This window comes from Herbaspirillum rhizosphaerae, from assembly GCF_001189965.1.
GTDB classification, from domain to species: Bacteria; Pseudomonadota; Gammaproteobacteria; order Burkholderiales; family Burkholderiaceae_D; genus Herbaspirillum; species Herbaspirillum rhizosphaerae.
Genome location: NZ_LFLU01000002.1, coordinates 326,540 through 340,847, shown reverse-complemented (window position 1 = coordinate 340,847; position 14,308 = coordinate 326,540). Strand labels below are relative to the sequence as shown.

Sequence of the window (14,308 nt, the reverse complement as noted above, 5' to 3'; positions counted from 1 at the left end):
GGTCAACTCCTGTATTGCTGGTACTGTTTTACTTTTACTGTTTCGATGGCGGCAGATCGATACCCGGGAAAATCTTGATCACCGCGGAATCGTCTTCGCCGCCGTGACCGGCAGTCGAGGCCATCATGAACATCTGATGCGCAGCGGCCGACAACGGCAACGGGAATTTGCTGCGGCGCGCGGTATCGAGCACCAGGCCCAGATCCTTGACGAAGATGTCGACCGCCGACAGCGGTGTGTAGTCGCCGTTGAGGATATGCGGCACGCGGTTTTCAAACATCCACGAGTTGCCGGCGCTGTGCGTGATGACTTCATACAGCGCGTCGGGATTGACGCCTTCGCGCAGACCGAGCGCCATCGCTTCCGCCGAGGCGGCGATGTGCACGCCGGCCAGCAGCTGATTGATGATCTTGACCTTGGAGCCGATGCCGTGCGTGTCGCCCAGGCGATAGACCTTGCCGGCCATGCCCTTGAGCACGTCTTCGATCTTGGCGTAGACGTCGGCCGGGCCGGAAGTCATCATCGTCATCTCCCCCGAAGCGGCGCGCGCGGCGCCGCCCGACACTGGCGCGTCCAGCATCAGCAAACCTTTTTCGGCAAGACGCTGGCCCAATGCAATCGAAAAGTCCGGCGCGACCGTTGCGCTGGAAATCACCACGCTACCCGCCTTCAATGTCGATGCGGCGCCGTTCTCGCCGAACAGCACGGTTTCGGTCTGTGCGGCATTGACCACCAGCGTGACGACCACGTCGACCGCTTTGCCCATCTCGGCAGGATTGGCGCAGGCGATGCCGCCTTCGGCCGCAAACTTGTCCAGCACTTCCTTGCGCACGTCGCAGGCATGCACCTTGAAACCCGCGCGCAGCAATGAGCGAGCAACGCCCAGACCCATTGCTCCCAGACCGATCACACCAACATTTTTAGACATCGTCGACTCCACTGATTGCGGCGGCGTTGGCTGTGGATCACTCAATCTCTGAGTCGGGGATCCGGCACGCTGCGCCTGGTTAGAATTTTTAACTGCGATTTTTTACTGCGAGTTTTTCCGCGTTTCTTACCGCGAGTATTTATCTTTGCTACCCGGCCTGACTCAAGCGCCGGGCCGCGTTGAACATATGCGTCTGCGCCGCCGCACGCGCCGCCATCTCGTCGCCGGCGCGAATCGCGGCGACGATGGCCTCGTGTTCTTCGCGCACCTGGCGCGAAAAGTCGTCGCGCCGCGCTTCGTTGCCACGCGTGACGGTGGTGGCGGCTTCCAGATACTGGCTGAGGAACTCCAGCGTCTTGATGAAATACGGATTGCGCGTCGCCGTCGCCAGCGCGCGGTGGAATGCGACGTCGGCAGCAACGCCGTCGCCGCCTTCCTTGACGTCCATGCCGATGCGCGCGAGTGCGTTGTCGATAGCGACCATATCGGCATCGGTGCGACGCTTGGCAGCCTGCGCCGCCACTTCGGCTTCGATGGCGCGGCGCAGCTCGACGATCTGCAAGACCGCTTCCGGCGAACTGACTTCGGTGTAATCGATGCGCAACGGCTTGATGCCGGCCTGCTCGGTGACGAACACCCCGCTGCCCTGGCGCGGTTCGACCACGCCTTCATGCTTGAGCCGGGAAATCGCTTCGCGTACCACCGTGCGGCTGACGCCGAATTCCTGCGCCAGCACGGCTTCAGTCGGCAATTTGCCGCCGCGAGGGAACGCGCCGAGGTCGATTTTTTCCAGCAATTGCCGCGCTACCGTATCGCTGAGCGCCTGCACCGGAATCTTTTGGAACATGAATGTCTCGTCGTTTTTGATGAAGTTATACGGTCATCATACAAATTTCTGTAGCGCGATGCAATCCATCACTACAAAATACTTTTCAGCAATATTTATCAAAGATGCAAACAATATGGCGTGTTTTGACGGAGATAGCGCGCAAATGGGAGATGGAGCGAACGCGAAGGCGCATCATGAGTATCCCGCACAGGACGAATGCACTACACAACTAGGGCGAAAATCGCATCTGTGGCACACTTCGCAGATCAAATTTTGCAGTCCATCACTGGTTATACAAACATGGCTTACGATCTTTCCGGCATGCTGGTCATCGGCATTTCCTCGCGCGCGCTGTTCGACCTCGAACACGAAAACGCCATCTACGACACCGAAGGCGTGACCGCCTATAGCGATTACCAGCGCCAGCATGAAAACGATCCGCTCGAACCGGGCACGGCATTCCCGCTGGTCAAGGCCCTGCTCCAGCTCAATACGCTGATCCCCGACCGGCGCCTGGTGGAGGTGGTGGTGATTTCACGCAACTCGCCCGACACCGGCCTGCGCGCCTTCAACGCCATCGAAACCCACAAACTCGACATCAGCCGCGCCGCTTTCACCGGCGGCGAACCGATCGTGCATTACCTGGAAGCATTCAAGATCGACCTGTTTCTGTCGCGCGACAAAAGCGATGTGCAAGCCGCCATCGACGGCGGCGTCGCCGCAGCGCAGTTGTATACCGCGCCGACCAATTACGTCGCCCCGGAAAACCAGATCCGCATCGCCTTCGATGGCGATGCGGTGCTGTTTTCGCGCGAGTCGGAGCAGATTTACGCCGAAAAGGGCCTGGAAGCCTTTGTGCGTCACGAACAGCGCCACCGCAACAAGGCGATGAAGGAAGGCCCGCTGGCCAAGTTGCTGTTCGCACTGGCGGAAATCCAGAAGCAATTCACGCCCGAAACCTGCCCGGTGCGCATCGCCATCGTCACCGCCCGCAACAGCCCGGCGCACAAGCGCGTGATCCACACGCTGCGTACCTGGAACGTGACGGTCGACGAAGCCTTCTTCCTCGGCGGCCTGCCCAAGGCCGACGTGTTGCACGCCTTCGGCGCGCACATGTTCTTCGACGACCAGGAAGGCCACGTCGAACTGGCCTCCGCCGTGGTCCCGTCGGGACGCGTCCCGTATGAAGGCGGCACCCTGAACGGCCGCGCCGCGCGCAAGCCTGTCGCGAAGCCGCCGGCAGCGCCGGTCGACAAGGCAGAGACCAGCGACAGCAACGCATCGCTGGAAGCATCCAAAACCTGAACCGCCGGCTCTCTATATATAACGCACCGCCCGCTGCCCTCACCGGCAGCGGGCGGTGTGCTTTCTGCCGTTGAAAAACGCTCCTTTATCGGGAACTGGTATACAAGATGCACCATTCCGGTGATCATCTCCCTTCCACACTGAATCGCCGCAACATCCCGCGTGGCGTACGCCGGCGCGACTAACCAGCCCTGAGGTGCGTTCCCGATGCCGCTCTCGCCCTGCCCAGGCCTCAGGTCTTTCTGTACGTCAATCTTGTATATCAGATTGGCATACATGGCATGCATATTGCTGTAGTGGGGACATGAGCACAGACGCCATCAAATCCTCGATTCAGATCGCCAGCCGCATCATGGAAGCGATCCTTGCCAAGCAGCTTGCCCCCGGCACGCGCCTGGGCGAGCAGCAATTGTCCGAATTGTTCGGCGTCAGCCGCACCCTGGTGCGCGAAGCGCTGACGCGCCTGGTCACGCGCGGCATCGTCACGGTCAGCGCCCGGCGCGGCTGGTTCGTCATCGAACCGACCCCCAGCGACGCGCGCGAAGCCTTCGAAGCGCGCCGCGTGATCGAACTCGGCCTGCTGCGCCACGCACGGCCCATCACCAAGACCGCGATCGAGCAGCTGCGCGACCACATCCGGCGCGAGCAGGCCGCTATCGAAGGCGACGACATCGGCGCCCGCAGCTACCTGCTGGGCGATTTCCACGTCGCGCTGTGCGAGTGCCTCGGCAACACCCTGCTGTCGGACACCCTGCGCGACCTGACCGCGCGCACCACGCTGACCGCCATGCTGCATCAGTCCTCGGAACAAGCCGAAGACTCGTGCGCCGAACACGTGCACATCGTCGCCGCCCTGGAACGTGGCGACCTGGCCGCCGCCGAACAACTCATGCACGACCACCTGCAACACGTCGAAGCCGGTCTCAACAAGGTCAGCGTCAATGATCCGCTGGGATCGCTGCGCCAGGCGCTGGCGCCCGTGTCCGCCGTGGGCAACTCTTTTGCAGCACCCGCGAAGCCGAAGAAATCTGCTTCGCGATCCGGTAAAAAAACCGTGGCTGCTTCAGCCACCTCTCTCACTTCTGTCACTTCATCTCAACCTGGAGAATCATGATGAAACTCTCGAAACTTTTGCTGGGCCTGATGGCTGGCGCACTGTTGATTTCCGCTTCCGCCGCGCGCGCCGAAGCACTGGACGACATCCAGAAAGCCGGCGTGCTGCGCGTCGCCGTGCCGCAAGATTTCCCGCCGTTCGGCTCGGTCACCGCCGACCTCAAGCCGCAAGGCCTGGACATCGACGTCGCCACCCTGATCGCCAAGAAACTGGGCGTCAAGGTTGAGCTGATTCCCGTCACCAGCGCCAACCGCGTGCCTTACCTGCAAACCAAGAAGGTCGACCTGGTCATCTCCAGCATGGGCAAGAATGCAGAACGCGAAAAAGTGATCGACTTCACTGCCGCCTACGCACCGTTCTTCAACGGCGTGTTCGGCCCGGCCGATCAAAAAGTCAGCGGCCCCGCCGATCTGGCAGGCAAGACCATCGGCGTGACCCGCGGTTCGGTGGAAGATCTGGAACTGTCGAAGATCATTCCGGCCAGCGCCACCGTCAAGCGCTATGAAGACAACAACGGCACCATCAGTTCCTTCCTGTCGAACCAGGTGCAACTGGTCGCGACCGGCAACGTGGTCGCCGCCGCCATTATCGCCAAGAACCCGCCGAAGAAGCCTGAAACCAAGTTCCTGATCAAAGACTCGCCATGCTTCATCGGCCTGAACAAGGACGAGAAAAAGCTGCTGGACAAGGTCAACGCCATCCTCGCCGAGATCAAGAAAGACGGCGAACTGAGCGCACTGACCGTGAAGTGGCTGGGTCTGCCGCTGCCGGCAAATCTGTAATTGCTTAGTAGCGACACCGGGTCCCGGCATACGCCGGGATGAACGGGGATGTGCGGGGATGGCTCAAAACTTGCTGAGCAATAAACGGCAGCAACAGCGAGCAACGCCCCGGCCAACGCGGGATCCGGTGACTCTTGATTCCAAGTGATTCAACGCTGACCACCATTTTCAGAAAATGAAACCACATGGCCTATCACTTTGATTTCCTGTCGACCTTCGACTATACCGACGTGCTGGTCAAGGGCGTGCTGACGACGATCGAGCTGATCGCCATCGGCGGCGTCATCGGCATTGCCGTCGGCATCTTCGGAGCGTGGGCGCGTACGCAGGGACCGCGATGGCTCAAACCCATCGTGAGCGCCTACGTCGAGCTCATACGCAACACGCCCTTCCTGGTACAGCTGTTCTTCATCTTCTTCGGCTTGCCCAGCCTGGGGATACAGATCAGCGAAATGCAGGCCGCAATTCTGACCATGGTGATCAACCTCGGCGCCTACAGCACGGAAATCATCCGCGCCGGCGTCAACGCCATTTCGCGCGGACAGATGGAAGCGGCGCTGAGCTTGTCGATGTCGCGCATCCAGGCGTTCCGCCACATCATCCTGCGCCCGGCGCTGCAAAAAATCTGGCCGGCGCTGTCGAGCCAGATCGTGATCGTGATGCTGGGGTCGGCGGTGTGTTCGCAGATCGCCGTGGAAGAATTGTCCTTCGCCGCCAACTTCATCCAGGGCCGCAACTTCCGCGCCTTTGAAGCTTACCTGGTGGCGACGGCGGTGTATCTGGCGATGGCGATCCTGCTGCGCCAGTTCCTGCGCCTGATCGGCAACAAGTTCATCTTTGCGCGGAGGGCCTCATGATTTCCTTTTCCTTATGGGACATCGTTCGCAACCTGCTGCTGGCAGGCCGCTGGACCGTGCTGCTGTCGCTGGCGACTTTCGTGCTGGGCAGCGTGGTGGGCATGATCATCCTGTTCATGCGCATTTCCAAGCGTCCTTTCCTGCGCCGTACGGCCCAGTTGTATATCGAAGTCTTCCAGGGCACGCCGCTGCTGATGCAGCTGTTCCTGATCTTCTTCGGACTGGCCCTGTTCGGCATGGAAGTTCCGGCCTGGCTCGCGGCCGGTCTGGCGCTGACCTTGTGGAGCGCCTCCTTCCTCGCTGAAATCTGGCGCGGTTGCGTGGAAGCGGTTCCGCGCGGCCAGTGGGAAGCCTCTTCGGTGCTGGCCATGGGCCACATGCAGCAGATGCGCCACATCATCCTGCCGCAGGCGCTGCGCATCGCGATTCCGCCTACCGTCGGCTTCAGCGTGCAGATCATCAAGGGCACTGCGGTGACCTCGATCATCGGCTTCGTCGAGTTGTCGAAAGCCGGCACCGTGATCACCAACGCCACCTTCATGCCGTTCACCGTGTTTGCCGTCGTCGGACTTTTTTACTTTGCCCTGTGCTGGCCGCTGTCGAAGTACAGCCAATTTTTGGAAAGGAAATTCAATGCCGCTCATCGCCATTGAGGATGTCAAAAAACGCTACGGCGACAACGAAGTGCTCAAGGGCATTCGCCTGTCGGTCGAAGCCGGGGAAGTGATCGCCATTATCGGCAAGAGCGGTTCCGGCAAGAGCACCCTGCTGCGCTGTATCAACGGCCTGGAAACCATCGACGAAGGCTCCATCAGCGTCGCCGGCGCCTACCTCGGGCAAAGCGAACTGGAACTCAAGACGCTGCGCCTGAAGGTCGGCATGATCTTCCAGCAGTTCAACCTGTTCCCGCATCTGAGCGTGGGCCGCAACGTGATGATCTCGCCGATGATCGTCAAGGGCATGCCGGAAGCGGAAGCCCGCGAGCTGGCCAAGAAGAATCTGGAGCGCGTCGGCCTGGGCATGAAATTCGATGCCTTCCCCGAGCAGTTGTCGGGCGGCCAGCAGCAGCGCGTGGCGATCGCCCGCGCGCTGAGCATGCAGCCGCAAGCCTTGCTCTGCGACGAAATCACCTCGGCGCTCGATCCGGAACTGGTCAATGAAGTGCTGGCCGTGGTGCGCAGCCTGGCGGATGACGGCATGACGCTGCTGATGGTCACGCATGAAATGCGCTTCGCGCGCGAAGTGTGCGATCGGGTGGTGTTCATGCACCAGGGCAAAGTCCACGAAATCGGACCGCCGGAAGAACTGTTCACCAATCCGAAAACACCGGAACTGCAACAGTTCATCGGCATGACGCATTGAATCTTCGTTACTGAAGCCCTCAATCCGCCGTCATGGCGGTCGTTGAAAACGAAAAAGCCTGAGTGTTTGCCACTCAGGCTTTTTCATTCGCGGCATCGGAATCAAAAAAAACAATCAGCGCGAAATCTGGCACACCTTCTGACCGTTTTCGACAAACTGCACCGGCCCCGTCGTATAACGCTCCTTGGGGATTTCCACCAGCAGGAAATCCTTGATCTGGTAGGTCGCACCGGACGCCGGACGCACAAAACGGTATTCCAGCTTCAGCACGCCGCCCTTCATCGTGACCTTGTCGGCGGTGAAGATCTGGCCGCGCTCGGCGGCGTCGGGCGCCTGGATCACGCGCGTGGCCAGCATCAGCTGGCGTGTTTCGAAATACTCAGACGACGGCGCCAGCGCATTCTTCTGACGCATCGCCGCCGCCGGCTGGAACCAGTAGTTCCATTCGCCGGAAGAACGGATCAGGGCGCACAGCACCGGTTGCTCCTTCTCGTCCCAATTCTTGACGAAGCTCTGGTAGGAGCCGCTCGGTATCGTCGAGAAAGGCACCAGCGTCGGATCTTCCTTTTTCTTCCAGAACATCAGAGAGCAGCCGGAGAGCGTCACACCCGCGCCCGCCAGCATGCTGCATGTCATCGTCGTTGCAATTATCTTTTTCATACCTGATTTCGCACTTAGCGCTACTAACAAAACGCCGCTGGCGGCGTTGCGTCTCCCGGTTCTGCTCAACTAAGGCACCTGCCTACTGCCCGCATCGGCGTGCCTTGCCATCAAGGTTTTTTAGCAATTTTTTGGTCCCGTTGACGGCACAGCATTAAAACATGCAAATCCTGCGATGCGAAGAATTTCACGAAATCTTTACGCTTTTATTCTCCTCATCGCTCTACGCAGGACATATCGCACTCAAATCCTGAGTTAGCACGCAGCTGGTTCAGTTTTTGCAGGAAGGGAGTTTTTCGGTCGCATTCCACTTTTCTGAGAAAATACGCCATCGCTTTAGTTCATTTGTTTCAGCGCATTTATTTCAGATCACTCGTTTCAGTTCAACAAAAAGGCCCAGCCATGACTTCCTCCGCCACCCCCAGCCTCCCTGCAGACATGCGCGCGTTCATCGAAGCGCTGCCTAAGACCGAGCTGCACCTGCACATCGAAGGCACATTGGAGCCGGAACTGCTGTTTGCCCTGGCGCAACGCAACAAAGTCGACCTGCCCTACGCCTCGGTTGAAGCGCTGCGCGCGGCCTACGCCTTCACCGACCTGCAATCCTTCCTCGACCTGTACTACGCCGGCGCCAACGTGCTGCGCACCGAACAGGACTTCTACGACATGACCATGGCCTACATCGATCGCGCACGCGCCGACAACGTCCGCCACGCCGAAATCTTTTTCGATCCGCAGACGCACACCGAGCGCGGCATCGCCATCGACGTCGTGTTTGCCGGCATCGCCCGCGCCCTGCGCGCAGCACGCGAGCAGCATGGTTTTTCCAGCTCGATGATCATGTCCTTCCTGCGCCATCTGTCGGAAGAAGACGCCTTCGTCACGCTGGACGCCGCCTTGCCTCTGCGTGAGCAATATGCCGACCTGTGGAACGGCATCGGCCTGGACTCGTCCGAGCGCGGCAACCCGCCGGAAAAATTCGCCCGTGTGTTCGCCCGCTGCAAGGAGCTCGGCTTCCATCTGGTTGCCCATGCCGGCGAAGAAGGTCCGCCGGAATACGTCCTCAGCGCGCTCGATGTGCTCAAGGTCGAGCGCATCGACCATGGCGTGCGCAGCGAAGAAGATCCGGCGCTGATGCAACGCCTGATCGATGAAAAAATGCCGCTGACCGTGTGTCCCCTGTCCAACCTCAAACTGTGCGTGGTCGACGACATGGCCGAGCACAATATCGCCCGCATGCTGCGCGCCGGTCTGGCGGTGACGGTCAACTCGGACGATCCGGCCTACTTCGGCGGCTACATGAACGCCAACTATCTGGCGATTGCCGCGTCGCTGGCGCTGACGCGCGCAGAACTGCTGCAACTGGCGCGCAACGGCGTCAACGCCAGCTTCCTGCCGGCCGCCGACAAAGCGCGCCTGATGCAGGAAGTGGAAGAATTCGGCGCTGCGCACTGACAGAACTGAAATCGCCATCGACAACACAGCGTTTCCAGCATAAAAAAACCTGCCGTTTGAAGACGGCAGGTTTTTTTACGTGCGCAACTTATACGGCGATCAGGCTTGCAGCAGCTCCCCCAACGCCAGCGTCACCACCTTGGTCGCTTTGAGCAAATCGTCCAGACGCAGATTCTCGTCCGAATTGTGGCCACGCGCTTCCATCAGCGTGCGCGGTCCGGCGCCGTACAGGATCGTCGGAATGCCTTGCTTGGTGTAGTGGCGGGCGTCGGTATACAGCGGCACGCCGTGCGCGGCAACCGGTTCGCCCAGCACGGCTTCGGCGTTGCGCTGAAACGCGGCGATCAGTTTTTCCACACCCGGCAGCTCGGCCAGCGGCTCCGCCAGCAGGATGCGCTGCACGCTGATTTCAATACCCGGGTAATGGGCCGCAGCGGCATCGATCACGCGGTGCAGATCGCCTTCGGCGTCGAAGCCCGCCTCTTCCGGAATCATGCGCCGATCCAGGCGGAACGACGCCAGGTCGGGAACCACGTTGGTGTTGATGCCGCCCTTGATCAGGCCGACGTTAAGGGTCGCGTGATTGATGCCGGTGACCTTGGATTTTTTCTTCGCCAGCTCGGCGCGATAAGCATACAAGGCTTGCAAGATGCCGGTGGCCGCTTCGATCGCATCGATGCCGGTGTGCGGCATGGCGGCGTGCGCCTGCTTGCCCTTGACCGTAACTTCCAGATGCAGGCAGCCGTTATGCGCGGAGGTGATGCCGTAGGCGAAACCGGCCGAGATCGCATAGTCCGGCTTGCTCAGGCCTTGCTCCAGTATCCATTTCGGACCGATGTCGCCGCCGGCTTCTTCGTCATAGGTGAACTGCAATTCAATCGCGCCGTTCAGCGCGACGCCTTGCTTCTCTGCTGCGATCAGCGCCAGCAGCGCCCAGGTGTAGGTGGCGAAATCCGACTTCGATACGGCCACGCCGCGGCCATACATGACCGGGCCGTGTTCGGCGTCCTGCACGATTTCGCCGCCGTAGGGATCCTTGCTCCAGCCGAGGCCCGGCGGCACGACGTCGCCGTGCGCATTCATGGCGATGGTCGGGCCGCCGCTGCCGAAGCGCTTGCGCACGATCAGGTTGGTGGCCGAGATCATGCCGTTGGCGTTGACCAGCGCATCGGGCACGACATGCGCCTCGACTTCAAAACCCAGTTCTTCCAGCAACTGCTTTGCGCGTACGCCATGGGCGGCGCAATCGCCGGGAGGATTGTCCGACGGCACGCGCACCAGTTCCTGCAGGAAACGTGTCTGGGCGCCGTGTTCTTTGTCGAGAAAGGCTGTGGCCAGGGAATGCAGGGATGCTGATGCTGACGCTGACGAAGATAATGAAGATGACGACATAGAGGACCTGTGAAGATAAACGATAAAAACGCTGTATTCATCCCGGGCTGATATCGGAAAACATCATCCCGGCAAGCAATGGATCATTGTAGAAGACTTACGCCCCGCATGGTGGCGCGCCTTTGGCAGCAATCCTCAGCGCACTGAAGAACAGAAAGAGCGCAGCAAGTACGGTTCTTGCATAAGATAGAAAAGAATCGTCAAAACGCATAAGCAATTCCTGATGAAAAACCAGCAAACAATTGTCGACAATAAAAAATCACAGCTTCTGCGGCGTCAACACGCGCCGCAGATTGTTGTCGCTTGGAGCATTGCCGCCAATTGCACCGCCGCAAGCCTGCAGCAGCGCACTGCGTTGTGGTGCAAGCGGAGCCGGCAATCGTCAATTCTGGTGCAAACATTCACCAAATTGTCGCTAATCGATTTATTCATTGTCGACAATACTGCGCGCCGGTACGACTCCTGCTCCGCATCCGGCAGCAGCGCAATCCTTTTCTCTCATTGATGTCATTCTTAAACAGCCATGACCAAATCAACCAAGACATCCCGCTCTTTCCTGGCTTCGCAAACCGCCGTCCGCGATCAGTCGCCGGCGGTGGAGGAACGCATTTACCAGGACATCTACGACGCCATCATGGAACATCGCCTGCCGCCGCGCACCAAGCTCACTGAGCAGGTCTTGTGCCAGATTTACGATACCGCCCGCCACACAGTGCGCAAGGTGCTGTCGCGCCTGGCCACGGAGGGCATGGTCGATCTGGAAGCCAACCGCGGCGCCTTCATCGCCAGCCCGTCCAACACCGAGGTGAAGGACATGTTCGAGCTGCGCAACATCATCGAATACGCGGTGCTCGACAAGGTCGGCCGCGAAGCCAGCACGCGCCAGATCGCCGGCATGCGCAAGATGGTCGAAGAAGAACGCCAGTCCTACCTGACCGGCGACCGCCCGCGCTGGATCCGGCTGTCGGCCCAGTTCCACCTGGCGCTGGCGGAGCTGACCGGCAACGCCTTGCTGGTCGACACGCTGCGCAAGCTGGTCTCGCGCACCACGCTGATGATCGCCAAGACGGAAGCGCCCGGGCACAATGCCTGCTCCTTCGACGAACACGACACCGTGCTGGCGGCGCTGGAAAGCGGCGACATCGCATTGGCGCAAGAGCACATGGCACACCATTTGCACTTATGCGAAGACCGCGTGCGTCCCAACGACGACGATCATTTCGATTTGCGTGCAGTGCTGGGCAAGAACGCCTGAGCGACAATACGACTTCGACGGCAAGGCCGCAGCGGCGTGGCAACATCAGCGAACACCGTCTTCATCATTACAAAAGAACACATGCACTACATGCAACCAGCAGACAATTACCCGCGCGACCTGATCGGCTACGGTCGCAACGTCCCTCACGCCAACTGGCCGGGCCAGGCCAAGATCGCCGTACAGTTTGTCCTGAACTATGAAGAAGGCGGCGAGAATTCGGTGCTGCACGGCGACCCGGCGTCGGAACAATTCCTGTCCGAGATCATCGGCGCGGCCGCCTACCCGGCGCGCCACCTGTCGATGGAATCGATCTATGAATACGGCTCGCGCGTCGGCGTCTGGCGCATCCTGCGCGAGTTTGAGAAACGCCAGTTGCCGCTGACGGTCTTCGGCATCGCCATGGCGCTGGAGCGCCATCCCGAAGTCACCCAGGCCTTTGTCGAACTGGGCCACGAGATCGCCTGCCACGGCCTGCGCTGGATTCACTATCAGAACATGGACATCGAGACCGAGCGCGAACACATGCGCGCCGCCGTCGAGATTTTCCGCAAGCTGACCGGCGTCCATCCGCAAGGCTGGTACACCGGCCGCGACTCGCCCAACACGCGCCAACTGGTGGTCGAGCACGGCGGCTTTACCTATGACTCCGACTACTACGGCGACGACCTGCCGTTCTGGACCAAAGTCGCGCTGGCCGACGGCAGCGAACAGCCGCATCTGGTGGTGCCGTACACGCTCGACACCAACGACATGCGCTTCGCCACCCCGCAGGGCTTCAACACCGGCGAGCAGTTCTTCCAATATCTCAAGGACAGCTTCGACGTGTTGTATGCCGAAGGCGAAGAAGCGCCCAAGATGCTGTCGATCGGCATGCATTGCCGCCTGCTCGGCCGCCCCGGCCGCTTCGCCGCGCTGCAACGCTTCCTCGACTACATACAGTCGCATGAACGCGTCTGGATCTGCCGCCGCATCGACATCGCCGATCACTGGCGCGCGCAACATCCGTATCCGGCGAAATAAGCCGCTGACCGGACCGTCCGCGCAAAACAAAAAGGCTGAACATGAAGTTCAGCCTTTTTTCTTTCCAGCCGGTTCTTGTCCGCTGGTTCTTTCCTGATTACTCGCCTTTGGCGCCGCCCTCAAACCACTTGCCCAGCAACGCGCGCTCGTCGTCCGTGATGTTGGTCAGGTTCCCCAGCGGCATGGCTTTTTGCACCACGGCCTGCTGATAGATCTGCTGGGCGTGCTGCAAGATGCCGTCCTTGCTGTCGAGCAGGATGCCCTTGCCCGGCACCGGCATCAGCGTCGGCTTGGCTGCGTGGCACTGAATGCAGCGCGTCTCGACCACCTGCTGCACCTGGGCGAACGAGACTGCGGGAGCGCCTTGCACCGCAACCGGCGCCGGCTGCAGCGCCGACTTCGGCACGATCCATGCGGCCACGCCGGCCAGGATCACGACCGCTGCCGCCGGATACTGCCATTTGAAAATACCCTTGTGCTTGAGCACGAAGAACTGCCGGATCAGCACCCCTGCCAGCATGATCAACAGCAGCACCAGCCAGTTGTTGGCGGCGCTGTAGGTCATGCTGTAGTGGTTCGACAGCATGGCGAAGATCACCGGCAGCGTGAAGTAAGTGTTGTGCACGCTGCGCTGCTTGCCGCGCTTGCCGTGGATGGGATCGGGACTCTGGCCGGCGCGCATCGACGCCACCATCTTGCGCTGGCCGGGAATGATCCAGAACAGCACGTTGGCGCTCATCACCGTCGCCAGCGATGCGCCCGTCATCAGGAACGCCGCGCGTCCGGAAAACACATGGCAAGCCACCCAGACTGCAGCGACGACGTAGATCGTGACCAATATGCCGACCACGCGATCGCCGCCCGGCTTGTCGCCGAACAGACGACAGATGGCGTCGTACACCACCCAGCCCGCCGCCAGGTATCCCAGCGCGGCAAACACCGCCGTGGTCGCCGTCATGTCGAGCACATGCTTGTCCACCAGGAAGGTGCCGGCGTTGAACAGGTACAACACCGAGAACAAGGCAAAACCCGACAGCCAGGTACTGTAGGACTCCCAGAAAAACCAGTGCAGGTTCTGCGGCAGCGTCTTCGGCGCCAGCAGGTATTTTTGCGGATTGTAGAAGCCGCCGCCGTGCACCGCCCACAGCTCGCCGCCGACGCCCTTTTGCAGCAACTCCGGGTCTTCCGGTTTGGTCAGGCTGTTGTCGAGCCAGACGAAGTAGAACGACGAACCTATCCAGGCAATCGCCGTGATGACATGCAGCCAGCGCAGCAAAAGGTTGAGCCAGTCGAAGATGTACGCTTCCATGTTGTCCCGCTTTTCAATTCGTGAATTCGTTTGAAAA

The 14,308-nt window shown here is 60.3% G+C and carries 15 protein-coding genes; 10 read left to right on the top strand and 5 right to left on the bottom strand.

Going from position 1 to position 14,308, the window contains the following annotated elements:
* Window positions 1-34: 34 nt before the first annotated feature.
* Together ltnD and AKL25_RS04305 are read right to left on the bottom strand one after the other, a co-directional pair.
* Window positions 35-940 (bottom strand): L-threonate dehydrogenase, encoded by a 906-nt coding sequence (ltnD, locus tag AKL25_RS04310; protein ID WP_338034469.1) that lies wholly within the window; start codon window positions 938-940, stop codon window positions 35-37.
* A 136-nt stretch (window positions 941-1,076) separates the two neighbouring features.
* Window positions 1,077-1,775 carry a FadR/GntR family transcriptional regulator gene (locus AKL25_RS04305; RefSeq protein ID WP_007879494.1) on the bottom strand — a complete coding sequence of 233 codons (699 nt, stop codon included), beginning with the start codon at window positions 1,773-1,775 and terminating at the stop codon, window positions 1,077-1,079.
* Between the two features lie 282 nt (window positions 1,776-2,057).
* Here AKL25_RS04305 and AKL25_RS04300 point away from each other — a divergent pair, with 282 nt between their 5' ends.
* From AKL25_RS04300 to AKL25_RS04275, 6 genes are all read left to right on the top strand, one after another.
* A complete protein-coding gene (locus AKL25_RS04300; protein WP_050476401.1) occupies window positions 2,058-3,062 on the top strand; it encodes a 5'-nucleotidase in 1,005 nt (334 codons plus the stop codon).
* Between the two features lie 304 nt (window positions 3,063-3,366).
* A complete protein-coding gene (locus tag AKL25_RS04295; RefSeq protein ID WP_050476400.1) occupies window positions 3,367-4,176 on the top strand; it encodes a GntR family transcriptional regulator in 810 nt (269 codons plus the stop codon).
* Window positions 4,176-4,958 carry a transporter substrate-binding domain-containing protein gene (locus tag AKL25_RS04290; RefSeq protein WP_050476399.1) on the top strand — a complete coding sequence of 261 codons (783 nt, stop codon included), beginning with the start codon at window positions 4,176-4,178 and terminating at the stop codon, window positions 4,956-4,958. Before AKL25_RS04295 ends, AKL25_RS04290 begins: the two co-directional genes overlap by 1 nt.
* 185 nt (window positions 4,959-5,143) lie before the next feature.
* Window positions 5,144-5,815 carry an amino acid ABC transporter permease gene (locus AKL25_RS04285; RefSeq protein ID WP_050476398.1) on the top strand — a complete coding sequence of 224 codons (672 nt, stop codon included), beginning with the start codon at window positions 5,144-5,146 and terminating at the stop codon, window positions 5,813-5,815.
* The gene (locus AKL25_RS04280) at window positions 5,812-6,468 is read left to right on the top strand and encodes an amino acid ABC transporter permease (RefSeq protein WP_050476397.1); all 657 of its coding nucleotides are present in this window, start codon (window positions 5,812-5,814) and stop codon (window positions 6,466-6,468) included. Before AKL25_RS04285 ends, AKL25_RS04280 begins: the two co-directional genes overlap by 4 nt.
* Window positions 6,449-7,177 (top strand): amino acid ABC transporter ATP-binding protein, encoded by a 729-nt coding sequence (locus tag AKL25_RS04275; protein ID WP_050476396.1) that lies wholly within the window; start codon window positions 6,449-6,451, stop codon window positions 7,175-7,177. Before AKL25_RS04280 ends, AKL25_RS04275 begins: the two co-directional genes overlap by 20 nt.
* Window positions 7,178-7,291: 114 nt before the next feature.
* Here AKL25_RS04275 and AKL25_RS04270 read toward each other — a convergent pair whose 3' ends face one another.
* Window positions 7,292-7,837 carry a hypothetical protein gene (locus tag AKL25_RS04270; protein WP_050476395.1) on the bottom strand — a complete coding sequence of 182 codons (546 nt, stop codon included), beginning with the start codon at window positions 7,835-7,837 and terminating at the stop codon, window positions 7,292-7,294.
* Window positions 7,838-8,239: 402 nt separating this feature from the next.
* Here AKL25_RS04270 and AKL25_RS04265 point away from each other — a divergent pair, with 402 nt between their 5' ends.
* Window positions 8,240-9,292, top strand: coding sequence for an adenosine deaminase (locus tag AKL25_RS04265; RefSeq protein WP_050476394.1), 1,053 nt, complete (start codon window positions 8,240-8,242; stop codon window positions 9,290-9,292).
* 99 nt (window positions 9,293-9,391) lie between these two features.
* Here the strand turns inward: AKL25_RS04265 and AKL25_RS04260 are convergent, their stop codons facing one another.
* Window positions 9,392-10,684 carry a M20/M25/M40 family metallo-hydrolase gene (locus tag AKL25_RS04260; protein ID WP_050476393.1) on the bottom strand — a complete coding sequence of 431 codons (1,293 nt, stop codon included), beginning with the start codon at window positions 10,682-10,684 and terminating at the stop codon, window positions 9,392-9,394.
* A 223-nt stretch (window positions 10,685-10,907) separates the two neighbouring features.
* Here AKL25_RS04260 and AKL25_RS04255 point away from each other — a divergent pair, with 223 nt between their 5' ends.
* From AKL25_RS04255 to puuE, 3 genes are all read left to right on the top strand, one after another.
* Complete coding sequence (locus AKL25_RS04255; RefSeq protein WP_050476392.1) at window positions 10,908-11,189, top strand: hypothetical protein; 282 nt, start codon at window positions 10,908-10,910, stop codon at window positions 11,187-11,189.
* 18 nt (window positions 11,190-11,207) lie between these two features.
* Window positions 11,208-11,939 (top strand): GntR family transcriptional regulator, encoded by a 732-nt coding sequence (locus tag AKL25_RS04250; RefSeq protein WP_050476391.1) that lies wholly within the window; start codon window positions 11,208-11,210, stop codon window positions 11,937-11,939.
* A gap of 90 nt (window positions 11,940-12,029) precedes the next feature.
* A complete protein-coding gene (puuE, locus tag AKL25_RS04245; protein WP_050476624.1) occupies window positions 12,030-12,962 on the top strand; it encodes an allantoinase PuuE in 933 nt (310 codons plus the stop codon).
* Window positions 12,963-13,059: 97 nt separating this feature from the next.
* Here puuE and AKL25_RS04240 read toward each other — a convergent pair whose 3' ends face one another.
* Entirely contained in the window at window positions 13,060-14,271 is a 1,212-nt protein-coding gene (locus AKL25_RS04240; RefSeq protein WP_050476390.1) for a urate hydroxylase PuuD, read from the bottom strand.
* Window positions 14,272-14,308: the final 37 nt, after the last annotated feature.